The 26,615-nt window shown below is 72.7% G+C and carries 28 protein-coding genes and 1 riboswitch; of the genes, 15 read left to right on the top strand and 13 right to left on the bottom strand.

What is annotated here, in order from left to right:
• Positions 1 to 18: 18 nt before the first annotated feature.
• Positions 19 to 681, bottom strand: coding sequence for a FadR/GntR family transcriptional regulator (locus HF577_RS19855; RefSeq protein WP_169397406.1), 663 nt, complete (start codon positions 679 to 681; stop codon positions 19 to 21).
• A 142-nt stretch (positions 682 to 823) separates the two neighbouring features.
• Between HF577_RS19855 and HF577_RS19850 the strand changes: the two genes are divergently transcribed.
• From HF577_RS19850 to HF577_RS19835, 4 genes are read left to right on the top strand one after another with little or no spacing between them, the layout of a single operon-like run.
• Positions 824 to 1,702: a fumarylacetoacetate hydrolase family protein gene (locus HF577_RS19850; protein WP_169397405.1), complete on the top strand. Its 879-nt coding sequence runs from the start codon at positions 824 to 826 to the stop codon at positions 1,700 to 1,702.
• Between the two features lie 12 nt (positions 1,703 to 1,714).
• Entirely contained in the window at positions 1,715 to 2,476 is a 762-nt protein-coding gene (locus HF577_RS19845) for an alpha/beta fold hydrolase (RefSeq protein ID WP_169397404.1), read from the top strand.
• Between the two features lie 43 nt (positions 2,477 to 2,519).
• Positions 2,520 to 3,812, top strand: a complete 1,293-nt coding sequence (locus tag HF577_RS19840; RefSeq protein WP_169397403.1) for a metal-dependent hydrolase family protein — start codon at positions 2,520 to 2,522, stop codon at positions 3,810 to 3,812.
• A 42-nt stretch (positions 3,813 to 3,854) separates the two neighbouring features.
• Positions 3,855 to 4,208, top strand: a complete 354-nt coding sequence (locus HF577_RS19835) for a DUF1636 family protein (RefSeq protein ID WP_169397402.1) — start codon at positions 3,855 to 3,857, stop codon at positions 4,206 to 4,208.
• A 21-nt stretch (positions 4,209 to 4,229) separates the two neighbouring features.
• Here HF577_RS19835 and HF577_RS19830 read toward each other — a convergent pair whose 3' ends face one another.
• On the bottom strand, positions 4,230 to 4,817 hold the full coding sequence (locus HF577_RS19830) for an IniB N-terminal domain-containing protein (protein ID WP_211174534.1): 588 nt from the start codon (positions 4,815 to 4,817) through the stop codon (positions 4,230 to 4,232).
• A gap of 108 nt (positions 4,818 to 4,925) precedes the next feature.
• Between HF577_RS19830 and HF577_RS37540 the strand changes: the two genes are divergently transcribed.
• From HF577_RS37540 to HF577_RS19815, 3 genes are read left to right on the top strand one after another with little or no spacing between them, the layout of a single operon-like run.
• Positions 4,926 to 5,369: a GNAT family N-acetyltransferase gene (locus HF577_RS37540; protein ID WP_312859248.1), complete on the top strand. Its 444-nt coding sequence runs from the start codon at positions 4,926 to 4,928 to the stop codon at positions 5,367 to 5,369.
• A gap of 30 nt (positions 5,370 to 5,399) precedes the next feature.
• A complete protein-coding gene (locus HF577_RS19820) occupies positions 5,400 to 5,945 on the top strand; it encodes a DUF6886 family protein (protein ID WP_169397399.1) in 546 nt (181 codons plus the stop codon).
• Positions 5,946 to 5,967: 22 nt separating this feature from the next.
• Positions 5,968 to 6,549, top strand: a complete 582-nt coding sequence (locus HF577_RS19815) for a nucleotidyltransferase family protein (protein WP_169397398.1) — start codon at positions 5,968 to 5,970, stop codon at positions 6,547 to 6,549.
• Positions 6,550 to 6,613: 64 nt separating this feature from the next.
• On the opposite strand, the gene HF577_RS19810 is transcribed toward HF577_RS19815, so the two are convergent.
• Positions 6,614 to 7,210, bottom strand: a complete 597-nt coding sequence (locus HF577_RS19810; RefSeq protein WP_169397397.1) for a TetR/AcrR family transcriptional regulator — start codon at positions 7,208 to 7,210, stop codon at positions 6,614 to 6,616.
• Positions 7,211 to 7,275: 65 nt separating this feature from the next.
• Between HF577_RS19810 and HF577_RS19805 the strand changes: the two genes are divergently transcribed.
• From HF577_RS19805 to HF577_RS19790, 4 genes are all read left to right on the top strand, one after another.
• Positions 7,276 to 8,487 carry an FAD-dependent oxidoreductase gene (locus HF577_RS19805; protein ID WP_169397396.1) on the top strand — a complete coding sequence of 404 codons (1,212 nt, stop codon included), beginning with the start codon at positions 7,276 to 7,278 and terminating at the stop codon, positions 8,485 to 8,487.
• 78 nt (positions 8,488 to 8,565) lie between these two features.
• Entirely contained in the window at positions 8,566 to 9,015 is a 450-nt protein-coding gene (locus HF577_RS19800) for a helix-turn-helix transcriptional regulator (protein ID WP_169397395.1), read from the top strand.
• A gap of 5 nt (positions 9,016 to 9,020) precedes the next feature.
• Positions 9,021 to 9,431: a VOC family protein gene (locus tag HF577_RS19795; protein ID WP_169397394.1), complete on the top strand. Its 411-nt coding sequence runs from the start codon at positions 9,021 to 9,023 to the stop codon at positions 9,429 to 9,431.
• 85 nt (positions 9,432 to 9,516) lie between these two features.
• Entirely contained in the window at positions 9,517 to 11,907 is a 2,391-nt protein-coding gene (locus HF577_RS19790) for an ATP-binding cassette domain-containing protein (protein WP_169397393.1), read from the top strand.
• Here the strand turns inward: HF577_RS19790 and HF577_RS19785 are convergent.
• On the bottom strand, positions 11,892 to 12,779 hold the full coding sequence (locus tag HF577_RS19785; protein WP_169397392.1) for a bifunctional 5,10-methylenetetrahydrofolate dehydrogenase/5,10-methenyltetrahydrofolate cyclohydrolase: 888 nt from the start codon (positions 12,777 to 12,779) through the stop codon (positions 11,892 to 11,894). The two genes, HF577_RS19790 and HF577_RS19785, sit on opposite strands and share 16 nt — an antisense overlap.
• 15 nt (positions 12,780 to 12,794) lie before the next feature.
• Positions 12,795 to 12,877: riboswitch (ZMP/ZTP riboswitch) on the bottom strand.
• A 114-nt stretch (positions 12,878 to 12,991) separates the two neighbouring features.
• Between HF577_RS19785 and HF577_RS19780 the strand changes: the two genes are divergently transcribed.
• Positions 12,992 to 13,552: a dihydrofolate reductase family protein gene (locus tag HF577_RS19780; protein WP_407692219.1), complete on the top strand. Its 561-nt coding sequence runs from the start codon at positions 12,992 to 12,994 to the stop codon at positions 13,550 to 13,552.
• A 61-nt stretch (positions 13,553 to 13,613) separates the two neighbouring features.
• Here HF577_RS19780 and HF577_RS19775 read toward each other — a convergent pair whose 3' ends face one another.
• On the bottom strand, positions 13,614 to 15,194 hold the full coding sequence (locus tag HF577_RS19775; RefSeq protein WP_169397391.1) for an AMP-binding protein: 1,581 nt from the start codon (positions 15,192 to 15,194) through the stop codon (positions 13,614 to 13,616).
• Positions 15,195 to 15,654: 460 nt separating this feature from the next.
• Positions 15,655 to 16,776, bottom strand: coding sequence for a helix-turn-helix transcriptional regulator (locus tag HF577_RS19770; protein ID WP_312859244.1), 1,122 nt, complete (start codon positions 16,774 to 16,776; stop codon positions 15,655 to 15,657).
• Between the two features lie 161 nt (positions 16,777 to 16,937).
• Between HF577_RS19770 and HF577_RS19765 the strand changes: the two genes are divergently transcribed.
• A complete protein-coding gene (locus HF577_RS19765; RefSeq protein WP_169397389.1) occupies positions 16,938 to 17,141 on the top strand; it encodes a hypothetical protein in 204 nt (67 codons plus the stop codon).
• Positions 17,138 to 17,395 (top strand): hypothetical protein, encoded by a 258-nt coding sequence (locus tag HF577_RS19760; protein ID WP_169397388.1) that lies wholly within the window; start codon positions 17,138 to 17,140, stop codon positions 17,393 to 17,395. The genes HF577_RS19765 and HF577_RS19760 overlap by 4 nt, the downstream gene beginning before the upstream one ends.
• A gap of 99 nt (positions 17,396 to 17,494) precedes the next feature.
• Here the strand turns inward: HF577_RS19760 and HF577_RS19755 are convergent, their stop codons facing one another.
• From HF577_RS19755 to HF577_RS19725, 7 genes are all read right to left on the bottom strand, one after another.
• Entirely contained in the window at positions 17,495 to 18,505 is a 1,011-nt protein-coding gene (locus tag HF577_RS19755; RefSeq protein ID WP_211174533.1) for a DUF4349 domain-containing protein, read from the bottom strand.
• 86 nt (positions 18,506 to 18,591) lie between these two features.
• Positions 18,592 to 19,221: a class I SAM-dependent methyltransferase gene (locus HF577_RS19750; protein ID WP_169397386.1), complete on the bottom strand. Its 630-nt coding sequence runs from the start codon at positions 19,219 to 19,221 to the stop codon at positions 18,592 to 18,594.
• Positions 19,218 to 20,237: an NAD(P)/FAD-dependent oxidoreductase gene (locus HF577_RS19745; RefSeq protein WP_169397385.1), complete on the bottom strand. Its 1,020-nt coding sequence runs from the start codon at positions 20,235 to 20,237 to the stop codon at positions 19,218 to 19,220. The genes HF577_RS19750 and HF577_RS19745 overlap by 4 nt, the downstream gene beginning before the upstream one ends.
• A 57-nt stretch (positions 20,238 to 20,294) precedes the next feature.
• Entirely contained in the window at positions 20,295 to 20,789 is a 495-nt protein-coding gene (locus HF577_RS19740; protein WP_169397384.1) for a type III secretion system chaperone family protein, read from the bottom strand.
• Positions 20,786 to 22,099 (bottom strand): D-inositol-3-phosphate glycosyltransferase, encoded by a 1,314-nt coding sequence (mshA, locus tag HF577_RS19735; RefSeq protein ID WP_169397383.1) that lies wholly within the window; start codon positions 22,097 to 22,099, stop codon positions 20,786 to 20,788. The genes HF577_RS19740 and mshA overlap by 4 nt, the downstream gene beginning before the upstream one ends.
• Positions 22,100 to 22,129: 30 nt before the next feature.
• The gene (locus HF577_RS19730) at positions 22,130 to 25,099 is read right to left on the bottom strand and encodes a sacsin N-terminal ATP-binding-like domain-containing protein (protein ID WP_169397382.1); all 2,970 of its coding nucleotides are present in this window, start codon (positions 25,097 to 25,099) and stop codon (positions 22,130 to 22,132) included.
• Positions 25,096 to 25,875, bottom strand: coding sequence for a DUF3027 domain-containing protein (locus HF577_RS19725; RefSeq protein WP_312859243.1), 780 nt, complete (start codon positions 25,873 to 25,875; stop codon positions 25,096 to 25,098). The genes HF577_RS19730 and HF577_RS19725 overlap by 4 nt, the downstream gene beginning before the upstream one ends.
• 27 nt (positions 25,876 to 25,902) lie before the next feature.
• Here HF577_RS19725 and HF577_RS19720 point away from each other — a divergent pair, with 27 nt between their 5' ends.
• The gene (locus HF577_RS19720; RefSeq protein WP_169397381.1) at positions 25,903 to 26,601 is read left to right on the top strand and encodes a glutaminyl-peptide cyclotransferase; all 699 of its coding nucleotides are present in this window, start codon (positions 25,903 to 25,905) and stop codon (positions 26,599 to 26,601) included.
• Positions 26,602 to 26,615 lie beyond the last annotated feature (14 nt).

Genomic DNA, 26,615 nt, shown 5'->3' with positions numbered 1-26,615 from the left:
TCGACCGGCCGGCGAGGTTCAATGCCGACCCAGCAGGTTGTCGGAGACGTTCTGCAGGTGCCGGCGCATGCTGTCCCTGGCGCCGAGCGGGTCGCGGTCCCGGAGCGCCTCGACGATGGCGGTGTGCTCGTCGTGGTAGCGGCGGCGCCGGTCGGGGCTCGACGTGCGGCGCTTGAGACTGCCCCAGACCGGCAGGCTGCGCGCGGTGTTCATGACGTCGAACATGCTGATCAGCAGGCCGTTGTGCACGGCGAGGGCGATGGCCCGGTGCAGCCGGCCGTCCCAGGCCTCGAAGTCCTCGAAGCTCTCGCTGCCCTCGCCGCCACCCAGGCACGCGGCGATGCGGTCGAGGTCGGCCTGGGTGGCCACCCGGGCGGCGAGCTCCGCCACGGGCGGCTCGAGCAGGAGCCGGACCTGCATGATCTCGGCAGGGCTCGTGTCCGGCGGCGCACCGTCCGCCGGCGGGAGCCCGGCCTCGGTGAGGAAGGTGCCGCGCCCGACGTGCCGGATCACCACTCCGTCGCGCTCGAGGACGTCCAGGGCGCGCCGGATCGCGCTGCGCGGGGCGGACAGCTGCTCCACCAGGTCACGTTCCGTGGGCAGCTTGGAGCCCGGACCGAGCGTGCCGTCCTGCGTGCCCTGCACGAGCAGGGCACGCAGGGACTTCTCCACGGCCAACACGCAGACAGCGTACAGCACGCTGAACCAATCGTGACCAATCGGCGGGTTTGATCGACTTCCAGCTCCCTATCGACAGCGGTGCCTGGACGACGTACGGTCGATCAGGTCAAGATTGGTTCCTATTGGTTGAGATTGGTGAGCAATGAAGCTGGTGACCTTCTCCGCCGGGGCCGCGCCGCGGGTCGGCGTGGTCAGTGCCGACGGGAGCGCCGTCCACGACGTCAGCGCGCTGCTCCCGGCCGGCTCCCGGGTACTCGACGTGATCGGGGCGTGGGACGACCTCGGCCCGGTTCTGCGCGAGCGGGCCGGCGAGCAGGAGGCGTTGCCGCTGGAGTCCGTCGAGTTGCAGGCACCGATCCCCGAGCCCCGCCGCAACATCTGGTGCGTCGGCAAGAACTACAGCGAACACGCCGCGGAGTTCGGCCGCAGCGGCTACGACACCCCGAGCCGCTCCGAGGCCATCCCGGACAAGCCGATCATGTTCACGAAGGCCACCACGGCCGTGACCGGTCCGGGCGCTCTCGTCGACCCCGGCCCCACCTCCGAGCTCGACTACGAGGGTGAGCTCACCGCGATCATCGGGAAGGGCGGCCGCGGCATCTCACGCGAGGACGCCTACAGCCACGTGTGGGGCTACACGATCATCAACGACGTCACCGCGCGGGACGTGCAGCGCGACCACAAGCAGTGGCTGCTGGGCAAGTCGTTCGACACCCACTGCCCGATGGGGCCCTACGCCGTCACGGCCGACGAGATCGGCGACGTCACCGCGCTCGAGCTCGAGACCACCGTCAACGGGGAGCGCCGCCAGTTCGCGCCGCTGAAGGATCTGATCTTCGACGTGCCCGAGCTGATCGCCACGATCTCCGCAGGCACCACGTTGCTGCCCGGCGACCTCATCGCCACCGGCACGCCCGCCGGGGTAGGCCTCGGTTTCGACCCGCCGCGCTTCCTCACCAGCGGCGACGTCGTCGAGATCACGGTCACCGGCCTGGGCACGCTGTCCAACCGCATCCGCTGAGAAAGGACCACTGTGCAGGTCAACGGTAAGGAACTGGCCGTCGAGGTCGAGGGGGACGGCCCCGCCGTGCTGCTCGTGCACGGCCTCGGGGGCACCTCGAACTTCTACCAGGTGCAGGCCGACGCGCTCGTCGACCGCTTCCGGGTGATCCGGGTCGACTCCGCGGGCGCGGGCCGCTCCCCGGTGGCCGACGGGATCAGCGTGGAGAGCCACGCCGACGATCTCGCCGCCGTGCTCACCGAGCTCGGTGTCGCCAGCGCCAAGGTGGTCGGGCACTCGATGGGCACGCTCGTCGTGCGCGCGCTCGCCGCCCGTCACCCCGGCACGGTCTCCGGGCTCGCGCTGCTCGGCGCGGTGCGGGAGCCGGCCGAGGCCGGGCGCCAGGCCCAGCGCGACCGCGCCGCCGTCCTGCGGGAGAAGGGCACGGCCGCCGTCGCCCCGGCCGTCGTCGCCAACGCCGTCTCCGAGACCACCCGGCGCGACCGGCCGGAGGTCGCGGCGTTCGTCCGCGAGCTCGTGATGCGCCAGGACGCCGAGGGCTACGCCCGCAACTGCGAGGCACTCGCCGCCGCCACCGATCCCGGCCCCATCGACCCCGCCCTGCCGTTGCTGATGGTCACCGGCTCCGACGACAAGGTCGGACCGCCCGAGGCGAGCCAGGAGCTCGCTGCAGCGCACGGCTCGGCGACCGTGGAGATCCTGCCCGGCGTCGGGCACTGGACCGCGCTGGAAGCGGCGCGCGCCACCACCGACCTCCTGCTCAAGTTCCTGTAGTTCCACCCGCAGCGCGTTTCACCTCAGTGACGAGGAGCCCACCATGCCCGTCCCGACGAACAAGATCCTGTTCCGCGGCGTCAGCATCCTCGACTCCACCGGAGCCGATCCCTACCCCGGCGACGTGCTGGTCGAGAACGACCGCATCGCCGCCGTCGGTGACGTAGACCCCGGTGCCACCGAAGGCGCGCGGGTGATCGAGGGCCGCGGACGCACCCTGATGTCCGGGCTCTGCGACGCCCACACGCACTTCAGCTGGAACAACAGCGCCGACCTCGACGGCCTGGGCACCCTGCCCGTCGAGGAGCACCTCCTGTTCTGCATCGAGTCGGCCCGGACCTACATCGACTCCGGCTACACGATGTGCCTCGGCGCCGCGTCGGCGAAGGACCGCCTCGACGTGGTCTGCCGCGATGCGATCAACGCAGGGCGCATCCCCGGCCCGCGCTACCTGGCCAACGGCCCGGAGATCGCCGTCACCGGCGGCGCGTTGATCAAGAGCATCACCAAGTTCGCCGACGGCCCCGAAGGCATGCGCAGGGCCGTCCGCGAGCTGATCGACATCGGCGTCGACCAGATCAAGCTGTCGATGACCGGTGAGGAGATCACCGGCACCCAGCGGGCCGAGGACACCTACTTCTCCGACGAGGAGACCGCCGCCGCGGTGACCGAGGCTCACCGGCGCGGCAAGCGGGTCTGCGCCCACGCCCGCAGCGCCGAGAGCGTGAAGATGTGCGTCCGGAACAAGGTCGACATCATCTACCACGCCAGCTTCACCGACGCCGAGGGCATGGACATGCTCGAGGCCAACAAGGACTGGGTGTTCGTGGCGCCCGGCATCAACTGGCTCGTCGCCACTCTCTACGAGGCCGAGTCGTTCGGGTTCCCGCAGGAGGCCGCCGAGGCCGTCGGCTACAAGAAGGAGCTCGACCAGGCGATCAAGGGCCTGCGCGAGATGCACCGGCGCGGCATCAGGGTGCTGCCCGGCGGCGACTACGGCTTCGCCTGGACCCCGCACGGCACCTACGCCCGCGACCTCGAGCACTTCGTGGAGCTGCTGGGGTTCACGCCGATGGAGGCGATCATCTCCGCCACCGCGTGGGGCGGGGAGATCATGCTCCGCCCCGACGAGCTGGGGAAGGTGCAGCCGGGCTACCTCGCCGACCTGCTGCTCGTCGACGGCGACCCGCTCGCCGACATCACGGTGCTGCAGGACCGCGACCGGCTCGACTACATCATGAAGGACGGGCGCTTCCACAAGGAGGCGGCCGACGAGCCGGCGCCGACGCCGCCCAACCCGGGCAGCGCCGACCGCAACGTGGCCGCCTCCGCCTGACCGGCTGCCACGTGCGGTGGTCCCCACGTCCCGGGATCTGCGATGACGTTGCTGATCTGCCGCACCTGCCCCCGCTATGACAGCCGCGCCACCGGCGACTTCGGCCGGGCGCTCGCCGAGGCGATCGCCGACCATCCCGCCGGTTCGCTGGTCGCCGTGCGGAACGTGCAGTGCCTCGGCGGCTGCCCCGACCACGGCGTCGCGGCGGTCGACGGGCCGGGCAAGGCGCGCGTCCGGTTCTCGGGGCTGGACGCGGGAGACGCCGCGGCGGTGCTCGCCGCGGCCGCCGCCCACGACTCGTGCGCCTCCGGCGCTCCCGGGGACTGGGAGGTGCCGGCGGAGCTGGCCGACCGGATCAGCAGCGTCACGCCGAAGCGCGGGCCGAACGGGTTCTGACGGCAGGGGCCCGGGGCGGGCTCAGACGATCGGGGCGTGGTGCTCGCCGTCGGCGTGATCGGCCGGGGCGAACCGGTCGGCATGGGGATCATCGGCGTGGTCAGGAGTGGCCGGGAACTCGGCGGCGTCGTCGGCAGGCGCGCCGAGGTCGCCGTCGCCCTCGGCCGCGGGCTGGGCGGCGCCGTCGAGCCCGTAGGCCGGCTCGGGATCGTCGTCGATGCCGCCGGTGACGGTGGCGGCGCCCACGCCGAAAGCGATGGTGTCGTCGGCGCCGGTTGCGTACCCGCCGCTGTCCGCGCTGCCCGATGCGAACCGCGGCTCGATGTCGGCGTCGGGGTCGAGATACGCGCTGAGGTACTGGTGCGCGTCGCTGCTGCCGTCCGGAGGTGGCGGCGTCGGATGGGCTCCGGCGCTGGTGAAGTCGGGGCTGAACTCGGCGGTCTCGGTGTCCTCCATCAACACCAGTGCATCGTGGACGTCGTAGGGGCTCAGATCGCCCAGCCCGTGCTCGGCCAAGGTGGCACCGGGGTCCGCGGTGAACGCGGAACGGAAGGCGTCGTCGGTCCGGAGGCCACGGAGGAAGTCCAGCAACGACAGGGCCTGGGCCACAGCGACCTCCGCGGTGGGTCTCGATCGATCGCTGACCACGGTATCCGCTCGTTCCCGCTCCGTCCTCCCGAACGCCGTGCGGGGACCGCGTGGCAGAGTCCTCCCGTGATCTTCGAGTTCGGAGCGTTCGAGCTGGACGACGACCCGAAGCGGGTCGACCGGGACGTGGTGTGGCAGTTCCTGTCCACGGAGGCGTACTGGGGCCGGTGGCGGGAGCGGGGCCACGTGGAGCAGCAGATCGAGGGCGCCTGGCGGGTCGCCGCCGCCTACGAGACCGCGTCCGGACGCATGGTGGGCTTCGCCCGGGCCGTGTCCGACGGTGTGTCGTTCGCCTACCTGGCCGACGTGTTCGTCGAGCCGTCGGCGCGCGGCGGCGGCCTCGGGGTCGAGCTGGTCCGGTTCATGGTCGACGGTGGCCCCGGACGCCTGTTCCGGTGGGCGCTGCACACCCGTGACGCCCACACCCTGTACGAGCGGCTCGGCTTCGTCCGGCCGGACGACAGCTACCTCGAACGCCCGGCGGCCCTTCCCGCACCGGGTCCGGCACGGTGAGCTGAGGCACCGACCACCGGAGGGACGACCATGCGTCCGCGCGACGGCGAGGTACTCCACTTCTCGGAGGATCCGACGATCACCACGTTCGTTCCCCACGTCGCCGCGACGGCCGCCGACCCCACGGCCCGGGTGTGGGCGGTCGACGCGGAGCGGGCGCCCTCGTACTGGTTCCCCCGGCAGTGCCCCCGCGCGATGGCCTGGGTGACCGACGGCACGAGCGCCTCCGACGCCGAGCGCATCCTCGGCATCGGGAGCGGACGCCGGGTGCACGCCGTCGAGTACCGGTGGCTCGACCGCATCCGGGAGGTCCGGCTCTTCGCCTACCGGCTGCCCGCCGACCGGTTCGAGCCCATCGGCACCCCGGAGCCCGCCGCTCACATCTCCACGCACACCGTCCGGCCGCTCGGGCCGCCCGAACCCGTGGGCGACCTGCTCGCACTCCACGAGGCCGCCGGCATCCAGCTCCGGGTGCTGCCGCACCTCCACGACTTCTGGGCGGCGGCGATCACCAGCACCCTGGGCTTCAGCGGCATCCGCCTGCGGAACGCCGCGCCGCCTCCGCGGGCGGGCTGACCCCGCCCGACAGACTGCTCCCGTGGAGCAGCGCGACCGTTTCCTGACCCTCGTCCGCCGGAACCCGGTGAACGAGGCAATCCTTCTCCGCGGGGCGGCACTCGGCGTCCCGGACTGGTGGCTGACCGCCGGGGCGGTGTTCCAGACCGTGTGGAACGTGCTGGACGGGCGGGACCCCGGAGCCGGCATCGCCGACTACGACTTCTTCTACTACGACTCCTCGGACCTGTCCTACGAGGCCGAGGACGCGGTGATCCGCCGGGCCCACAGTCTGTTCGCCGACCTCGGGGTGACGGTCGAGGTGCGCAACGAGGCACGCGTCCATCTCTGGTACGAGGCCCGGTTCGGCGTCCCCGGCGTCCGTTTCACCGGCTCGACCGACGCGATCGACCACTTCGCGTCCACGACCTGCTGCTTCGGTGTCTCGCGGACGGTCGGCGGCGAGCTGGTGGACTACGCGCCGCACGGCTACGCCGACCTGTTCGCGAAGCGGGTCCGCCCGAACCCGCGACTGGCGCCGCGCGCGGTCTACGAGGCGAAGGCGCGGCGCTGGCAGCGGGAATGGCCCGACCTGGTGGTGGACCCCTGGCCCGACCCCCCGTGAGCGGCCGGTCCCGAGTTCGAGCCCTCGTACTACGAGACGCTGCGGGACGGCTGGGAGCAGTGGATCAGCCGTCTGGAGAAGATCTTCCGAGCCCAACCCCGGGCTGGGCCCGCAGCGCGCGCTCCAGCGCCGTGCGCAACCAGGAAGCCAGCGCCGACTCGTCCTGCGTACCCCGCACCAGGGCAGTGAGGATCAGTCCGTCGAGCGTGGCAGCCAGCTCATCGGCTGACCGGTCGGGGTCCGTCGCTCCGAGGGGGCGCACCAGGTCCGCGGTCAGGCGGCGGATCGTGTCACCGCCCCGCAGCAACTCGGCACGCAGGTGCTCATCACGCACTGCCGCAAGTGTCAGCTCGAAGCGGGCCAGGGTGCGGTACCGCTCCTCCGTCACCATCGCGACGCAGACCGAAGCGAGCACCGCCGCGAGGCTCGTGACGTCCGTCGCTCCGGACCGCACCACCGGGAGGTCGACCTGCACGTCGATCTCCAGCAGCCGCTCGACGCACCCGGCGACCAGGGCGGAGCGACTGCGGAAGTAGTAGGAGGTACTTCCGGGCGGGATCCCGGCGGCAGCATCGACCGCCCGATGAGTGAGGCCTCGCATGCCCTGCTCCGCCAGCACATGCAGCGCCGCGTCGAGGATCTCCGTGCGTCGATCGCTCAATTTTCCTCTACCCCGTGTAGAGCATTCTGCCGTATGGTCTCTACAAGCGTAGAGGGGGGCTGCAGATGCACATCGTCGTGGTAGGAGCGGGCCTGGGCGGGCTGGCGGCGGCACTCGCCGTCCACCGGGCAGGCCATGAGGTCACGGTGCTCGAACGAGCGCCCGAGCTGCGTGAGACCGGCGCCGGAATCGGTCTCCCGCCCAACGGGGTACTGGCGCTGGACGCGCTCGGACTCGGTGAACCCGTGCGGGCCCGCGCCGTTCCGCTCGACGGCGGTGCTGCCCTGCGTGACCGGCACGGTCGCCCCCTGATCACAACCGACCAGGTCGCGATGGCCGAGCACGTCGGCGCACCGTTCGTGGCCGTGCCCCGGCCGTGGTTGCACGGTCTGCTGGCCGAGGCGCTCCCCGCCGACGCCGTCCGCACGGGCTGCGCGGTCACCACGGTGCGCGAGGTGGGGGCGCACGTCGAGCTCGACGGGGCGGCGGACCTGCGGGCGGACGCCGTCGTGGTCGCGGACGGTGCCGGGAGCAGGCTCCGGAGCACCCTGTTCCCGGACCATCCCGGCCTGGCCGGTTCCGGCGAGAAGGCCGCGCGCGCCATCGCCGCTGTGGCTCCGGCGAACGTGCCGATGGTGGCCGGCGAGCTGCTGGACCACCGCACCGGAGACCGGTTCGGCTGTCTTCCGATGGACGACGGGATCTACTGGTACTCGGCCTGGCGGGCGAGCGCGGAGGACGGAGCCTCGACCGCCACGGCGGACGAACGGCACCGATGGCTGCGCAGCCGCCGAGCCGACTGGCACCCGAGCGTCACCGCGCTCATCGACGCGACTCCGCCCGAGGGCGTGCACGTGGTCGAGACGGCCCAACTGAGATGGCCGCTTCCTGTGCTCGCCGTCGGAAGGGTGGCTCTGCTCGGCGACGCGGCCCACGCGATGACCCCCGACCTCGGGCAGGGCGCCTGCCAGGCGTTCGAGGACGCTGTGGTCCTCGGGAACGAGCTCGCCGGAGCGGGCCCCGCAGACGTGCCCCACGCCCTGATTGCCTACTCCGCCCGCCGGCACCCTCGTACGGGCGCCCTACAGCGAGACGCCCGCAGGATGAACCGGGTACTCCGGCTCACCGGGGCCCGGGCCCGCCTGCGGGACGCGGCGTTGCGGTGCGTCCCGCAGGCTCTCGCCACGCGGGCACTGGCAGCGCAGTTCGGGTTCGACACCGAGCCCGGAGCACCCGGTCTCCCTCCGGGGTCGACCACGAAGTCGAGCGCCCCGTAGGCCAGGTCCAGCCCGGTTCCCGGCGCCCGCCGAGCGCAGACAGTGTCTCTCCGCGGCGTGACGTGGCACGATCTCGCGGTGACCAGCAGGCCACCCACGGCACAGCACCTGCGCGATCTCACTCTGCTGCGCCGCGTCCGCGACCGGATCGACCGGGAGTACGCCCAACCACTCAACGTCGAGGCGCTCGCCCGCGGTGCACACATGTCGGCCGGGCACCTCAGCCGTGAGTTCCGGCGCGCCTACGGCGAGTCGCCGTACTCCTACCTGATGACGCGGCGCATCGAGCGCGCGATGGCGCTGCTGCGGCGGGGCGACCTGAGCGTCACCGAGGTCTGCTTCGCGGTCGGCTGCCAGTCGCTGGGCACCTTCAGCACCCGCTTCACCGAGCTGGTCGGGGTGCCGCCCAGCGTCTACCGGGACCAGGTCGGGCGCGCGACGGCCGGGATGCCGCCGTGCGTCGCGAAACAGGTGACCAGACCGATCAGGAATCGAGAAGCACCGGTCACCGTGCCGCACCTAGCGTGACCGCCATGGACATCAGCATCTACCAGACATTCCTCCCCCACGACGACCCGAAGGCGTCCCTGGCCTTCTACCGCGACATCCTCGGCTTCGAGGTCCGCAACGACGTCGAGTACGGGGGGATGCACTGGATCACGGTCGGCCCCGCCGACCAGCCCGGCACGTCCATCGTGCTGCACCCGCCCGCCGCTGACCCCGGCATCACCGACGACGAGCGCCGCACCATCGCCGAGATGATGGCCAAGGGCACCTACGCCGGCATCAACCTGGCCACCAAGGACCTCGACAGCACCTTCGAGCAGCTGCAGGCGAGCGACGCCGAGGTCGTCCAGGAACCGACCGCCCAGCCGTGGGGCGTCCGCGACTGCGCCTTCCGCGACCCTGCAGGCAACATGATCCGCATCTTCGAGGTGCGGTGACCCCGGTGGACGGGCGGCGCGCCGCTCTCGAGACATGACACCGACGGACACCGCGACCGCGCCCCGAGCGACAGATGGAGCCACGATGAGCACGGCCATGAGGACGGACCCGCTGTCTCCTGCGCTGCACGTCGCCGACAGCCACGATCTGATCCGCGTGCACGGCGCGCGCGAGAACAACCTCAAGAACGTCAGTGTGGAGCTCCCGAAGCGCCGGCTGACGGTGTTCACCGGCGTGTCCGGCTCCGGGAAGAGCTCTCTGGTGTTCGCCACGATCGCCGCGGAGTCGCAGCGGATGATCAACGAGACCTACAGCGCGTTCGTGCAGGGCTTCATGCCGACGCTGGCGCGGCCCGACGTCGACGTGCTCGACGGGCTGACCACCGCGATCATCGTCGACCAGGAGCGGATGGGGGCCAACGTCCGCTCCACGGTCGGCACCGTCACCGACGCCAACGCGATGCTGCGCATCCTGTTCAGCCGGCTCGGCCGTCCGCACATCGGCTCGCCGCAGGCGTTCTCGTTCAACGTCGCCTCGATCAGTGGAGCGGGTGCCGTCACCCTGGAGCGCGGCGGGCAGAAGGTGAAGGAGCGCCGCGAGTTCAGCATCACCGGCGGCATGTGCCCGCGCTGCGAGGGCATGGGTTCGGTGTCCGACTTCGACCTGACGGCGCTCTACGACGACACCAAGTCACTCAACGAGGGCGCGCTCACGGTCCCGGGCTACAGCATGGACGGCTGGTACGGCCGCATCTACCGCGGCTGCGGCTACTTCGACCCGGACAAGCCGATCCGGAGGTTCAGCAAGCGCGAGCTCCACGACCTGCTCCACAAGGAGCCGACCAAGATCAAGGTCGAGGGGATCAACCTGACGTACGCGGGCCTGATCCCGCAGATCCAGAAGTCGTTCCTCTCCAAGGACCGGGAGGCGATGCAGCCGCACATCCGGGCGTTCGTCGACCGCGCGGTCGTCTTCGCCACGTGTCCCGAGTGCGGCGGTACCCGGCTCAGCGAGGCGGCCCGGTCGTCGAAGATCGACGGGATCAGCATCGCCGACGCCTGCGCCATGCAGATCAGCGACCTGGCCGCGTGGGTCCGCGGGGTGGACGAGCCGTCGGCGGCGCCGCTGCTGACCACGCTGCGCCGGACCCTCGACTCGTTCGTGGAGATCGGGCTGGGCTACCTGTCCCTCGACCGGCCGTCGGGCACGCTCTCGGGCGGCGAGGCACAGCGCACCAAGATGATCCGCCATCTCGGGTCCTCGCTCACCGACGTCACCTACGTCTTCGACGAGCCCACCATCGGCTTGCACCCCCACGACATCCAGCGGATGAACAACCTGCTCCTGCAGTTGCGCGACAAGGGCAACACCGTGCTGGTCGTGGAGCACAAGCCGGAGGCGATCGCGATCGCCGACCACGTCGTCGACCTCGGTCCGCGCGCCGGAACCGCGGGCGGCGAGGTGGTGTTCGAGGGCACCGTCGAGGGGCTGCGGGCCAGCGGCACGCTCACCGGACGGCACTTCGACGACCGCGCCGCACTGAAGCCGTCGGTGCGGACGCCGTCGGGTGCGCTGGAGGTGCGCGGCGCTGAGCGCCACAACCTGCAGGGCGTCGACGTCGACATCCCGCTCGGCGTGCTGGTCGTGGTGACCGGCGTGGCCGGGTCGGGCAAGAGCTCACTGATCCACGGCTCGGTGTCCGGCAGGGACGGGGTGGTGGCGATCGACCAGGGCGCGATCCGCGGGTCGCGCCGGAGCAACCCGGCGACCTACACCGGGCTGCTCGACCCGATCCGCAAGGCGTTCGCGAAGGCCAACGGGGTGAAGCCCGCGCTGTTCAGCGCCAACTCCGAGGGCGCCTGCCCCACCTGCAACGGCGCCGGCGTCATCTACACCGACCTGGCGATGATGGCCGGAGTGGCCACCACCTGCGAGGACTGCGAGGGGAAGCGGTTCGAGGCGTCGGTGCTGACCTACCACCTCGGCGGCCGGGACATCAGCGAGGTGCTCGCGATGTCGGTGACCGAGGCCGAGGAGTTCTTCGGCGCCGGGGAGGCCCGCACCCCGGCCGCGCACGCCATCCTCGGCCGGCTCTCCGCTGTCGGGCTCGGCTACCTCACCATCGGCCAGCCGCTCACCACGCTGTCCGGCGGCGAGCGCCAGCGGCTCAAGCTGGCCACCCACATGGCTGAGAAAGGCGGCATCTACGTCCTCGACGAGCCGACCAGCGGCCTCCACCTCGCCGACGTCGAGCACCTGCTCGGCCTGCTGGACCGGCTCGTCGACGCCGGCAAGTCGGTGATCGTCATCGAGCACCACCAGGCCGTCATGGCGCACGCCGACTGGATCATCGACCTCGGCCCGGGCGCAGGCCACGACGGCGGCCGGATCGTCTTCGAGGGCACCCCCGCCGACCTCGTCGCCGACCGCTCCACCCTCACCGGCGAGCACCTCGCGGCCTACATCGGCGCCTGACGGCGGAGTGCGCGCTCAGCGGCAGCGATCGCGTTCTGGAAGAGCATGGCGACGGTGGTCGGGCCGACCCCTCCCACTCTCGGTGTGATGGCTCCGGCGACCGCGGCGCAGGACTCGTCGACGTCGGGCAGCAGCCGACGGCCTGCGTAGCGGACGCCGCCACCGATGACGGTGGCACCAGGCCGGACGTGCTCGGGCTGAACGATCCCCGGCACTCCGGCTGCGGCGATCAGAACGTCGGCGCGGCGGGTGTAGCGGGCCCAGTCCTCGACCCCGGTGTGCACGACGGTGACTGCGGCATCGGCCGTGGGGCGCTTCTGGGCCAGCAGCATGGCCAACGGACGGCCGAGCGTCGCACCGCGGCCGAGGATCACGACCTCCCTGCCTCGGATGGGGATCTCGTAGTGGGCCAGGAGGGCCTCGATCCCGGCCGGCGTGCAGGGCGTCGGGCCGGCGATGCCCGCTGCGAGCCGGCCGAGGTTGGTCGGATGCATCCCGTCGACGTCCTTGTCGGGCGCGACGGCCATGAGAGCTGCCGCGTAGTCCAGGTGATCCGGAACCGGGTACTGGATCAGCAGGGCATGCACTGCCGGGTCGTCGTTGAGGTCGGCGATCGCGTGGTGCAGCACGTCCTCTGTGGTGTCGGCGGGCAGGTGGACGTGGGGCGAGGAGAAGCCCAGATCCGCGGCCTGCCGTTGCTTGATGCGGATGTAGCCGGCGCTGGCGGCGTCGTCCCCGACCAGGATGGTGGCCAGCGACGGGACCGTCCCGGACTCACGGAGAGCGCGCGACCGCTCTGCGACGTCGTCGAGCAGCCGTCGCGCAACGGGTGCGCCCGGCAGCATGCGTGCGGTGCTGGTGGTGGAAGCCATGGCACGTGACCTCGGCGCGGGGACCCAGGCGGTCGACCCCCGGCGATGAAGCTCCCCGATGGTTGCCCATCCCCGAGCCGCCAGTCACGTCACGAGCCAGCATGCCCAACCTCCGAGCCGAACGGAAGCCGGGGCCGGTGTGCGGCCTGCGCCCGGGGCGGTCGTTCGGAGCGGTCCGCAGATCTTTCCGCCGACGCCGATGAGTTCGTGGCTTGCGCCGGATCATCACCGGCATGAGCGATACGGATGCCGGCCTGGGCAAGGTCGTCGTGAACAGGGCGATGTCGCTGGACGGCTTCATCGCAGGCCCCGACAACGCGATGGACTGGGTCTTCGACTACCTGAAAGAGGACTTGTTTCCCGAGGTCATGGCGGCCACCGGCGCCATGCTCATCGGCCGGGGCACCCACGAGGCCGCCAAGCGGATGTCCGCCGAGAACACTGGCTACGACGGGGGGCCGGTGTTCGTCCTGACGCACCGGCCGCCGGACGAGCCGGAAGGGGTCACATTTCTCACCTGCGACCTCGCGGAGGCCGTCGCCACGGCGCGCGCCGCCGCGGGCGGGAAGAACCTGGAGATCCTCGGTGCCGACATGGCCAGTCAGTGCCTGCAGCGCGGGCTCGTCGACGAGGTCCTGGTGTATGTCGTGCCGGTGCTGCTCGGTGACGGCGTGCGCTTCTCGACCTCGGGCCTCGGCAGGATCGACCTGGAACCCTTCAGCAACACGCAGTCAGGTCCCGTGACGATGCTCCGCTTCCGCGTGCGGAAGTAGACGACGAGTGCCCCGGCGCCCGGTGGTGCGCCGGGGCACTCGCGCGTTCCGTACCGACGGCTCAGCTCGTCGCCGCCTCCCGCGCGCGGAGGTCCTTGCGCAGGATCTTGCCCGACGCCGACTTCGGGATCTCGTCGATGAACTCCACCACCCGCACCTTCTTGTGCGGCGCGATCCGCTCCGCGACGAAGGTCATGACGTCCTCGGCGGTGAGGTCCGCACCCGAGGCCTGCAGGACCACGAACGCCTTCGGCACCTCCTCGCCCTCGGCGTCCTTCACCCCGATGACCGCGGCGTCGGCGATCTTGTCGTGGGTCAGGAGCAGCGCCTCCAGCTCGGCGGGCGGCACCTGGTAGCCCTTGTACTTGATCAGCTCCTTGACGCGGTCGACGATCGAGAACACGCCGTCCTCGGTCACGGTGGCGACGTCGCCGGTGTGCAGGTAGCCCTCGTCGTCCAGGGTGATCGCGGTGGCCTCCGGGTTGTTGAGGTAGCCGCTCATCACGTTGGGTCCCCTGACCCACAGCTCGCCGCGCTCGCCCGCGCCGACCTCCTGGCCGGTCTCCGGGTCGACGAGCTTGCTCTCGATGTTCGGGAGGGCGAACCCGGAGCTGTTGAGGTCGAGGTCGGGACGGTCGTCCGGCATGGCGTGGCTCACCGGGGACAGCTCGGTCATCCCGTAGCCCTGCAGCACGGTGCAGCCCAGGCGCGCGGCGACGGCGCGGCCGAGCTCGGCGTCGAGCGGGGCCGCTCCGGAGAAGATCACGTCGATGCAGGACAGGTCGTACTTGTCGACGATCGGGTGCTTGGCGAGCGCGACAGCCACGGGCGGCGCGATGTAGATGCGGTTGATCCGGTACTCCGAGATGACCCGAAGGAATTCCTGCAGATCGAATTTGGGCATTGTGATCACTGTGCACTGCCGGTGCAGACCCTGGTTCATCATCACGGTCATCCCGTAGATGTGGAAGAACGGGAGCACCGCAAGGATCGTGGTGTCCGGGGTGACGTTCGACGGCTTCGCGATCTGCAGGAGGTTCGCCACCAGGTTGCGATGGGTCAGGATCACGCCCTTGGCACGGCCGGTGGTGCCCGAGGAGTACGGCAGAACCGCGGTGTCCGCTGCCCCCACCGTCTGCGCGGGGGGCTCGGCCTCGGTGCCCAGCAGGTCGCGCAGCGAGGAACGGCCCGTCTCCGGGGCCGCGTCCAGCAGGATGATCGACTCCGGCGGCAGGCCGGCCTGGGCGGCGGCCGCGGTGGCGCGGTCGAGGAACGCCGAGACCGTGAACAGCAGCTTGGCGCCCGAGTCGGTGAGCTGGTGGGCCAGTTCGCCCGGCGTGTAGAGCGAGTTCGCACTGGTGACGATCGCGTTGGCCCGCAGGACACCGTGGAACACCACCGGGTAGTAGGGCGTGTTCGGGGCGAAGAGCCCGACCACGTCACCCGCTCCGACGCCGCGTTCCGCGAGCGCCGCAGCGAGTCTGAGCACCATCCGCTTCAGGTCGGCGAAGGTCAGCGAGACGCCTGACCCGCCGTCCACGAACGCCCGGCGATCGGCCCTCTCGCCGAAGTCGTCGAAAAGGAAGTCGAAGAGCGACATGTCCGGGATCTCGACGTCCGGGTACGGGCTGCGAACGGGCATTCCCACGCCTCCTTGGGGGGCAGTTACGGCACCTCGGGATCCGCCGAACGGCGTATCGAGTGGCCGATCTCACTGTAAGTGCAGCGTGACCCCGGGTGACCAGTGACCGAAACACCCGAATGGGGTAACACGAAAGTGTTGTTCTGGTCATGATTCACTGTCATCGTGATCGGCGTCGGTCTGGCGAGCCCCACTCGCCGGCACCGAGCCGGGCACGGCGTCCCCTCGCCGTGATCCGGAGCCCACGACCGCGCGGTGCCCCCGATCGCGTGGCCGATGTGGCGGTTTATCGCGGAGTGGCCCGAGTTCATGACTCCCCCTCAGATCCCGGGCCGCTCCGCCCGCTCCAGCACAAGACCCCCGTCGAGCCGGAGCGACTGGAACGCCGGCTGGGGCCTGGATCGCCCCATGGAGGCGACCCGGGCACGATCCAACCACCCGACCGCTCGCCCTCCGGCTCCTAGGCTGCGCCGGGCAGCAGCCGCGCGACGTCCTGCACGCGGAGGTGCAGCCGAGCGGAGCTGAGCCGGCTCGCGGCCGTCTCGGCCTTGCCGAGCACATCCCGGGCCACGTCGAACTCGCCGGCCCGTGCGTAGGACTCCGCGAGCCAGGTCCGGTACAGGGCGACCTCGCGCGCGTGCTCCGGGGTGTACGCGTCGATCGCGGCCGACAGGAGCGGTTCCGCGGCCGCAGGGTCGCCCAACTCGATCAGGCACCGCCCAGCCATGACGTCGATCTCGCGCCGGTCCAGCCAGTACACCCATTCCGGTTCGGCGACGGCGGGCGAGCGAGCCTCGTAGGCCTCGTCCACGCCGTCGAGTGCCCGGCGGGCGCCGTCGCGGTCTCGGCACCGCGCGCCGGCCCACGCGACGCGCTCCAGCAGCAGCGCGCGTACCAGAGGGGATGTGTCCGCGGCGCCCTTCACCGCCGAGCGGGCCAGCAGGGCCGCATCGGCGGGGTCGCCGACATTCGCGATCTGGTAGCTGAGCGACGAGAGGAGCTGACCGGCCAACGCGTCGTCACCGGCCGAGCGGGCGGCCGAGACCCCGGACAGGTAGACGCGCTGGGCCTCGACGTACTGGCCGGCGTCGCTCGCGACCCAGCCGGCGAGCTGTGCGAGCTCGCCCACGACCGTGAGCAGCCGCCGACCGGTCTCCTCTGCGTAGCTCGCTTCGGCCACGACGTACTCAGCGTCGGACAGCTCCTTGCGGACCGCCGGGAGCAGGTCCGCCCCGCTGACGACGTCGTCGAGGTGGCGCAGCTCGATCACGCGCCGTTCCAGCTCGCTCGCGAGACTCGGGCCGACCCGTCGACCGGCGGCGTTGTGCGCAGTGACGGGCGAGTCGGACACGAGCCACTTGTGTGCCACCCGCAGCGGGTCCTGCGGCGGACCATACAGCCCGTCCACGGCCACTCCGAGCGCTCGCGCATAGGCGGTGACGTGCTCCGGCCGGACGTGCCGAACCCCTGTCTCCAGATGCCCCAACAGCGCCTTGGAGTAGTGCGTCCGGCGGGCCAGCGCCGCCAGGCTCACCCCCGCGGCCTCCCGAGCCGTGCGCAGGTTCCTGCCCAGCTCGGACACGGCGCCACCCCTGTAGACGGCAGTAGACGGGCAACCGGTTCCGGTGACTGGCTGCACTCGCCAGGCTACGGGACCAGGTCGTTCCCGGTTCGGTGTCCTTGCCGGCCCGGGTCGACCGACCGAGGCTGAGAACCGGGGGACGACATGCCGGGCACCGAGCGATGATCCACGAGCTGACCGTGTTCATCGCGGCCGAATCCGGCATGGCCGACCGGCTGTTGCGTGCGCACGTGGCCGACCGGCTCGGTCGGTGCCGGGGATGTCCGAACGGCCGCGCCGGGCACATGCCGTGGCCGTGTTCCCTGCACGCCGCAGCGATCGACGCCCTGGCGCGCCAGGCACGTGCCACGGGGATGCAGCCGTGAACGGATCGCGGGAAGCGGACCGCGTCACCGGCGTGGTTGTCACGGCGCTCGCCGTGGACGGGGCCCAGCTGCGCGAGGTCCACGTCACGCTGCACGAGGGAACCTCCCTGAGCGTCCACGTGCCCGAGGGCACCCGGACCCTGACGCTGGAGGGCACGAACAGCGGGACCCCGCGGACCCGCATCGAGCTGGGGCCCGAGCGTCGGGTGCTACCCGCGCCGTCGACCCTGCGGCGCTGGAGGCGCCGGTATTGAGCTGGGCGAGGCGGCGCTACCCGCCGCCCCAGAATGACCGTTCCGGGCCGCACCGCGACCGCGCGTGTCGGCCGGCCCGGGCCGCCGTGGGTCCCGCCGCTAGGTTCCGGACTCGCCCTCAGATCCCGGGCCGCTCCGCCCGCCTGCTCCCGCCACAGCCGGTGTCCGCCGGGCCCGCACGAGGCGACGCACCAGCCAGGCCATCCCGCCCAGCACGGCCAGCACCGGCAGGAACGGCAGCACGAACCCGACCACCGCCAGCGCAGCCGAACCGAGGGTGCGCAGCCCGGCCAGGCCCGAGGCGAGGCCGTCCCGGAAACCGGGAGGCGCCGGGTCGGCCGCGGGGGGCGTGCCCGTCGCCCGCAGATCCACCGTCAACATCGACAACGCCACCTGCTCGCGCAGAGCCTCGAGCCTGCTCGTCAGCGAGTCGAGGTCGGCCTCGCGACGCGACAGCTCGGACTCGATGGCCACCACGTCACCGATGGAGGCGGCCTGGGCGAGCAGCCCGCGCACGCGCGCGACGCTCGCCTGCTGGCTCGCGACCCGCGCGTCGAGGTCGACGACCTCCTCGGTGGCGTCGAGCACCTGGGTCGAGCGCCCGACCACGCGCCCGATCGCCGCGATGTCATCGATGAGCCGCTCCAGCGACTCGGCGGGCACGCGCAGCACCACCCAGCTCCCGGTGTCGCTCGACTGCTCCTCCGTGACCAGCCCGTCTGCTGCGGCGGCCGCGGTCCGGACCTGCCGGGACGACGCCGCCGGGTCGGCCACCTCGACGGAGAGCTGCGCCGTGCGCACCAGCGACCGTTGCACCGTGCCCACCGGGAGGCCTGGCCCGGGCGTGCGGTCGGGTGGGAGCGCAGCCGCGCGGCCGCCGTCCGCGGCGAAACCGGGAGCGACGGCCCCGGCCGCCGCGTCCGTCAAGGCGCTCTTCTCCTCGCCGCCCGGCAGCACCGGCCGGGGGTGAGCGGGCGCGACGGCCGTGGACCTGGCGGGGCCGGGCTCGGAGTAGCCGGTCAGCACCACACCCGTGCCGACCGCCAGTACCCCGAGCACCGCTACCGCCACCAGCGCCGACCTACGTCTGTGCCACCGGGTCACCGTCACCGCCTCCTCGCCCCGGTACGACCGGGTTCCGGGAGGAGGACGGTGGCCGCCCGTGCCGAGGTTGGTCCCTCGACATCACGATCACATCACGAGCGCCGCCGTGCCGCGAGTACGGCGTCGTGGATGGTGACCTCCCGGCCCTCCGGGTCGGTGGCGAGCCGCGGTCTGGCCTCGGCGACGAGCACGTCCCACTGGCCGGGGTCGAGGGAGGCCGCAAGCTCCTCGGCCGTGAAGAACAGGTCGGGCTCCTGCGGCCGGGGCATGGTCGTCGCCAGGTCGGAGGGGTGGTGCGCGACGATCAGCAGGACTCCGCCCGGCGCCACCGCCACGGCGAGACGTGCGTACACCGGCCCCCGCAGCGCGCTGGGGAAATGCACGAACTGCACGTTGACGAGGTCGTAGGCGAGCGGCTCGGGAGCCCACCCGGCGAGGAGATCGGCCTGCTGCCAGGTGATCCGGTCGGCGATGTCCGGGTCGGCGTGGGCGGCGGCGCGTTCCAGGGCCACGGCGGAGACGTCCGCGGCGGTCACCCGCCATCCCTGCCGCGCGAGCCAGTAGGCATCGCCTCCCTCGCCGCACCCGGCGTCGAGAGCGGTGCCCGGCGCGAGGCCCGCGGCCTCCGCAACGAGTTGCGGGTTCGGCTCACCGCTCCAGATGCGGGTGACCGAGCCGTAGCGCTCGTCCCAGAACGGTGCCGTGAAACGTTCGTCCGTCATCGGAGCTCCCCAGCGGTTGCAGCAAAGCCACGTTCAGGCAGTCCCGTTGCGGCAACGTGGCTTTGCTGCAACTCGCGGTGGCGCTCCACGGCGACGCGGGTGTCGTCGGCGATGAGATCGGCGTTGATCGCCGCCCCGGCCATGACGCCTGCCGCGGCGGCCCCGATGACCTGGGCGAGAAGGTCCGTGACGTTGCCCGCGGCCCATACCCCGGGCACGGCGGTCAGGCCCCGGTCGTCCGTCTCGATGTGCGTGCCGATGCCCATGGGGTGCTCCACGGTCGTGAGGCCGAGCCCGGTGAGGACGTCGCTCCGGGCGGTGAAGCGTGGCATGACCGTCACCGCCCGCACGGGAACGACGCGCCCCGAGACCAGCCGCACGCCGGTGAGCCGGTCGTCGGAGCTCTCCAGTGCGGCGACCTCGCCCTCGACGACGGTGATCCCGCGGGCGGCGAGCTGCTCCGACTCATCGGGGGCCGGGGCGGGTGCGGTGTGCAGGAACAGGGTCACGTCGTCGCTCCACTGCCGGAACAGCAGCGCCTGGTGCGCGGCGAACGGCCCGGTGCCCAGCACGCCGATCGGCTGGTCGCGGACCTCCCAGCCGTGGCAGTAGGGGCAGTGCAGGACGTCGTGGCCGAAGCGTGGCGCCACGCCCGGGAGGTCGGGCAGCTCGTCGACCAGCCCGGTCGTCACCAGAAGCCGGCGCGCGGTGAAGGTCCGCCCGCTGTCGGTGCCGACCACGAAGCCGGCGCCGTCCGGGCGGGCCGACGTGACCCGGGTGCGGAGGATCGTGGCGCCGTAGCCGGTCACCTCGGCGGCGCCGAGGCCGACGAGCTCGGACGGCGCGATGCCGTCGCGGGACAGGAATCCGTGCACCCCGTCGGCGGGGGCGTTGCGGGGATGACCGTCGTCGAGGACCAGTACCGAGCGGCGCGCTCTGGCCAGCGTCAGCGCGCCGCTGAGGCCGGCGGCGCCACCGCCGATCACGATGACGTCGGAGTGCGTGTTGTCGTCCATGCGCCGACTGTCCGTCTCGCGACGCCGGAGTGACAAGTGTTCTTGCCGAACCGGCAATCAGCCGAAGAGGTGCTCGAACGCCTTCAGGTTGGCGAGGCTCTCCCCGCGTCCCTGCCGCCAGGCGTGCTCCCGCCGGATCGAGGACGCGAAGCCGAGCTCGAGGAGGGTGTTGAAGTCGCCGTCGGCGGCCTCGAGCACCTGCCCGAGCACGCGGTCCAGCTCCGCGGTGGTGACGGCGTGCAGGCCGAGCCTGCCGATGAGGTGGATGTCGCCGATGCGGTCCAGCGCGTAGTGGACGCCGTAGAGCCGGGCGTTGCGCTGCAGCAGGAACCGGTAGACCACGTCGTGGTCCTCGTCGGGCTGCCGGCACACGAAGGCCTGCACGAACAACGCGTGTTCCCCGACCAGGAGCCAGCAGTGCGTCTGGAGCCGGTTGGTGCCGGGCAGCGTCACGAGGAACTGCCCCGAGTCGCGCCGGTGGTGGTCGACCTCCAGCTCGGCGAGTGCCGCTGCCACCGTCGCCTCGACGGCGGCGACGTCGTCGGTGCTCATCGCACCGGGGTGGTCGGGCGCACGACGAGCCCCTGGCGCTCCGCGTACTCCGCTGCCGCCTCGGTGTAGGTGTCGAGCAGCGCGTCGGCCGTGCGGTCCCAGGAGAACATCCGGGCGTGCCGCACCGCCGCGGCACCCATCTCGTCGCGCCGGCCGGGGACGCAGGCCACCGCGGCCAGCGCGTCGGCCCACTGCTCCGCCCGGTGCCCGGGCACCAGCAACCCGGAGCGCTCGTGGGCGACCGCGACCGGCAACCCGCCGACCTGCGCCGCGACCACCGGGGTGCCGCACGCCTGCGCCTCCAGCGCCACCAGCCCGAAGGACTCGTTGTAGCTCGGCACGGCGGCCACGTCGGCCGCCCGGTAGACGTGCGCCAGGCTCTCCCGGGTCTGCGGCGGCAGGAAGCGCAGCACGTCGGTGATCCCGAGCGACGCACCCAGCTCGTGCAGGGCAGTCGGCTCGGCCAGTCCGCTGCCGGACGGGCCACCCGCGACCAGCACGACGAGCCGCGAGCGCAGCGCGGGGTCGCGGCGCAGCAGTTCGGCCGCGGCACGCAGCAGCACGTCGGGAGCCTTGAGCGGCTGGATGCGTCCGACGAAGGCGAGCACGATCGCGTCGGGAGGGAGGCCGAGCACACTGCGGGAGACAGCACGGTCGCCGGGGGTGAACCGCACGAGGTCGACGCCCGGCGCGATGGCGACGGTCCGCTGCGGATCCGCGCCGTAGAGCTCGACGAGCTGGCGCGTCTCCTCGTCGGTGTTGCCGATGAGCCGGTCGGCCTCGGCCACCACCTGGTCCTCGCCGATCACCCGCACCATCGGTTCGGGCGGGTCGCCGTCGGCCAGCGCCGCGTTCTTCACCCGCGCCAGCGTGTGGGCGCTGTGCACCAGCGGGACGCCCCAGCGGTCGCGGGCGAGCCAGCCGGCCTGACCGGAGAGCCAGTAGTGCGAGTGCACCACGTCGTAGTAGCCGGGCTCGTGACGGGCCTCGGTGCGCAGTACGCCTGCGGTGAAGGCGCACAGCTGGCTCGGGAGGTCGTTCTTGCCGAGGCCCTCGAACGGACCGGCCGCCACGTGGCGGACGAGCACGCCGGGCGCGAGCTCGACCACCGGAGGGTTCTCCGACGAGGTGGCCCTGGTGAAGATCTCGACGTCGACACCGCGCTGCGCCATCCGCGTGGCGGTCTCCACGATGTAGACGTTCATGCCTCCGGCGTCACCGGTGCCCGGCTGTTCCAGGGGCGACGTGTGCACGGAGAGCAGGCAGACCCGGCGGGGCCGCCGTGTCGCACCGTCGCTGGCGAGGGTCACAGCGTCCTGTCTAGCACGCGATCCGGCCGTTCACCCGAGGGCGTCGTCCTCGGTCAGGAGGCCGAGCAGGGCACGCAGCGGGTCGGTGGCATGCCACCGTCCCGAGGCGTCGCGCCAGCTCAGAACGCTGAACCGGCCCGTGAGCGGGCGCCGGACGGCCACCCACAGCTCGTCGTGGACGGAGAGCTCGCCGCGGGGCACGGGTACCCCGAGCGTGTGGCACGCCACGACGACCTCGCCGATCGCCGCCCAGCGGACCGGCCGTCCCGGACCCTCCACGTCCGCGGCGACGATCTCGGACGCCACCGGCAGGTCCAGCAGCTCGGCCAGCGCCACCGGATCGCCGCCCGTCACGAGCTCGCCCGCCGGAAGCACCGCGGCGAGCCAGGGCGCGTCGAGCACCATGGCGACGTCGACGTCCGCGATGGAGCCGTCGAGCGCCCTGACCTGCTCCGGCATGTCGATGTCCGCGGAGTCCACGCGACCGGTCGCGACCGCCTCGGCCAGTGCCTCGTGCGCGTCGGCCACGAGCGCGGCGTCGGGATGCCGGGTCGGGTCGACCAGCCGGGCGAGCAGGTCGGCGGCCACCGCGCTGTCGGAGATCGTGAGATCGGCCCGCACCCCGATCACCGTCAGTACGGCCTCGTCGACGTCGGCGGGCGACCCCTCGGGCCAGGGCGGCGGTTCGTACAGCGGCGCGAGGTCGTGCGCGGTCGGGAGGCGCCAGTGGGCGGGGCGGCGGCCGCCGATCCGGGCGTGCCGGGCCAGCCACCACGCGGTGTACGAGCCGGGCGCCATGAGCGCGGCCCGCGTCTCGCGCTCGGCCCCGAGCAGCGCGAGCGCGGCAGGCCACGCGTCGTCGTCGACGAGGTCGAGATCGCGGACCGCGACGAGCCGCGCCGGCGGGGTGTCGAGGGAGTCCCACCAGCGTTCCTCGTCGTCGAGGTCGTGGTCGGGTGCCACCGGCTCCTCGTCGACGAGCACCGCGAACCCGTCCACCACGCCGACGGCCGTGAGCGCCGACCGCGGCACGCGCGCCGCGAACTCCGGGTCGAGGACGTCGAGCGGGACGTCCGCGGCGAGCAGCGGGCGCAGCGCGGCGTCGGGCAGCATCAGCTCGTCGGCCCGGGCGGGGCGGCCCTCGCGATCGGGCAGCGCCAGCGCGGCGAGGCCGGCGGGCACGGCGCCGACCTCGGCGACCAGCTCCAGCACCGCCTCGGCCAGTGCCGTGGTGTCCAGCCCGGCCTCGGCGTCGTCCACGGAGCGTTCCACGGCCTCGGCCAGCGCCGGGTGTTCGAGCAGACCCGCGGGGTCGGCCTCGGCCGCGCCGAGCCGGGTGAGCAGCGGATGCACCGCGGCCGCGTGGGCCACGTGCAGGCCGGGCAGCGCGAGCGCCGCGATGCGGCCGACAGCTCCGGTCGGACCGGCCTCCGCGGCCTGTTCGGGCGGCAGGAGCACCGTCGCCGGACCGGCGGCCACGCGACCGTCGGCGAGCGGGACCGGGAGGGCCCGCAGCTCGTCGACCAGGCCGGGAACGATCTCGGCGAGCGGTGCCAGCTCCGCGTACAGGGCACGCCACCACGACGGCGGCCGCTCGACGCCGAAGAGCCGCGTGACCAGCTCCGTGGCCGTCAGCCGGTGGACGCCCAGCTCGGCCAGGGCGGTCGGCGCCCGGACCGAGCGGGAGACCGGGCCGGCCGACATGGACCCGAGCAGCCGGTCGAACCCGGCCTCGGCGAGCAACGCGGGCAGCGGCGCGTCGGGGAGGTCGACGCCGGGCAGGTCGAGCCATTCCGCGCGGCCCGGCACGAGCTCGACGCCGGTGGCACCGGGCAGCCAGGCTGCGGTGCGCAGGGCGTCGAGGAGCAGGTCACGCAGCCGCCCGTGGAGCTCGGAGCGCGGGAAACCCGGCTCGGGCACGAGCGCGAGCCGCTGGGCGGCCGGCACCTCGCGGACGAGGTCGAGGTACGCCTCCGCCGCACCGGCCAGAACCCGGTCGGTGGCGGGGCCGGAGCGGGCGCGACGTCGGTCGGGCTCCAGCGGCACGGTGGCGATCAGCCGCGCGGGCAGTGCGAGCCGCTCGGCGGCAGCCGTCGGTGCGTGCAGGACGTCCTCGCCCAGCGGGTCGGGGGCGCCGTCCGCGGTGAGGGGCAGCGCCCAGCAGACCGACCAGTCCCGGCGCTCCCGCTCCTCCGTGGCCTGCGAGTGCGCATCGGCGGCGGCGAGCGTGCCGCTGCGCCGGGCGAGCAGCCAGCGCCGCGAGCCGATCGTCACCTCGCCGGGCACCGGACCGTCCACCCGCGCCACGACGTGGTCCCCCACCGCGATCTCGGCGAGGTCGGGCAGGGCGAGCAGCAGGTCGGACGCGTTGTCGCGGGCCTGCGCGAGCAGTGCGTTGACGTCCACGCCGGGACGCGGCGGCAGCCGGACCTCGGTGTCGAACCCCGCGGGCGGCTCCTCGTCGACGGGCCACACCAGCCGCAGCACGGGCGGCTCGTCGCGGCGGGCCAGCTCCGCCGCCGGGCCGGGCAGCGCGGCGACCGCCTCGGCCGTGCGGGCCGCGGAGAACGCCACCCCGCCTGCGCTGCTCACCACGCGGGGCGCGTCGGAGACGGCCAGTACCGCCGCGAAGCCGACACCGAACCGGCCGACGGCCCCCGGATCGTCGCGCTTGGCCGAAGCGCGCAGCGATGCGAGCGCCGCCACCCCCGCCGCGTCCAGTGCCGTGCCGGTGTTGGCCACCCGCAGCTCGCCGTCGACGAGGTCGACGCGCAGGCGCCCCGCCACCCCGGCGGACCGGGCGGCGTCGGCGGCGTTCTGGGCGAGCTCGACGAACCAGGCGTCGGCGTAGCCGCCGAGGCGCAGGTCCTCCTCGGCGTTGGCGTCCTCCCGGAAGCGGGTGGGCGAACCCGCCCACGAGTCGAGCACGGCGGCGCGCAGAGCAGCCGTGCCGAAAGGATCGAAGTCGACGCGCGATCCGCCGACGCTGGGTGCGGTCACTCCTTGCCGACCGGCTCCAGGTCGACGCCGTCGTCGTACACGAGCTCGGCGACGGCTACCGGCGAGACGGGCTCGACCTGCACGTCGGAGTGGGCCCCGCAGCCGAACCCGACGGCCACGACCGCGCCGTCGGCCGGCGCGTACTCGTTGCCGCACACCCCGAACGCCCCGCGCAGCGACCCCGCGATCGGCAGGAAGAACCCGCACATCCCGCAGCGACCCGGGGCGGAGCGGGCCATGTCGGAGGCCGGGCCGTGCGTGCCCTCGAACCACCGCTGCGCCGCCAGCTCGCGCCCGCGGTGCGACAGCACCTTGGGGCGACCGAGGCCGACCTCCAGCACGACCTCCTCCACGGCGGGGTCGTCGGAGGCGAGGTAGCCGGGAACGAGCCGCTCGTCGCCCTCCGGCGTGGGCAGCAGGTCACCGACGCCGAGGTCGCCGGGCCGGATCCGCCGTTCCCACGGCACCCAGGCCGGCGCCACCATCGCGTCCGCCCCGGGGAGCAGCACGACCTCGCTCACGGTGATCGGGGTGTCGTCACCGCCGCAGGCCAACGTGACCGACCACCGCCAGCCGCGGTAGCCGCCGTGGGTGGCGGCGAAGTAGTGGGTGACACCCCCCGGCCCCTCCGAGACGGCCTCGAGGTGCTCCCCGACCGCATCAGCGGCGGCCCGGGCTCCCATGTCGAGAGCGGCCTCGTCGACGGCGGCGGCGCGGGCCTGCTCCACCGCATCCACGAGCCGGACGGGCGGGTCGAGGGTCGCTACGGCTTCCACCGAAGGGATTGTGCCACCCTCTCCGCCATGACCTTCGGGCGTGCACTCGTCGGAGCACTGCTGCTGACGGTCGCCGGCTGCGCCGCCGCGTTCACGCAGGGCCTCGAGCTCGCCGGCGGCAGCCTGTACGAGGGCACCGGCCTCGCCGGCCAGTCCCAGCTGCGCGAGCTGGACCCGGTGACCGGCGCCGTCCGCCGGTCGGTCCCGCTGCCGCGGCAGCTGTTCGGTGAGGGCATCACCGTGGTCGGGGACCGCATCTGGCAGCTCACCTGGCGCGACCACGTCGTGCTGGAGTGGGACCGGAACACGTTCACGCTGCTCCGCGAGGTGCCGCTGACCGGCGAGGGCTGGGGGCTCTGCCACGACGGGGGCAGGCTGGTGCGCAGCGACGGCACCAACCGGCTGCACTTCCAGGACCCCACCACGTTCGCCGAGACCGGCTCCGTCGCCGTCACCCTCGACGGGCAGCCGGTCACCCAGCTCAACGAGCTGGAGTGCGTGGACGGGCAGGTCTACGCCAACGTCTGGCAGACCGACCGGATCGTGCGCATCGACCCGGGCACGGGCAACGTCACCGCAGTGATCGACGCGAGCGGCCTGCTCACCCCGGAGCAGCGCTCCCACACCGACGTCCTGAACGGGATCGCGTCGCTGGGCAACGGCGAGTTCCTGATCACCGGGAAGCTCTGGCCGACCACCTTCCGGGTGCGCTTCGTCCCCCGCTGACCCCGGCCCCTGAC

This window comes from Pseudonocardia xinjiangensis (assembly GCF_012911925.1).
GTDB lineage: Bacteria > Actinomycetota > Actinomycetes > Mycobacteriales > Pseudonocardiaceae > Pseudonocardia > Pseudonocardia xinjiangensis.
This window is presented reverse-complemented; position numbering and strand designations above follow the sequence as displayed.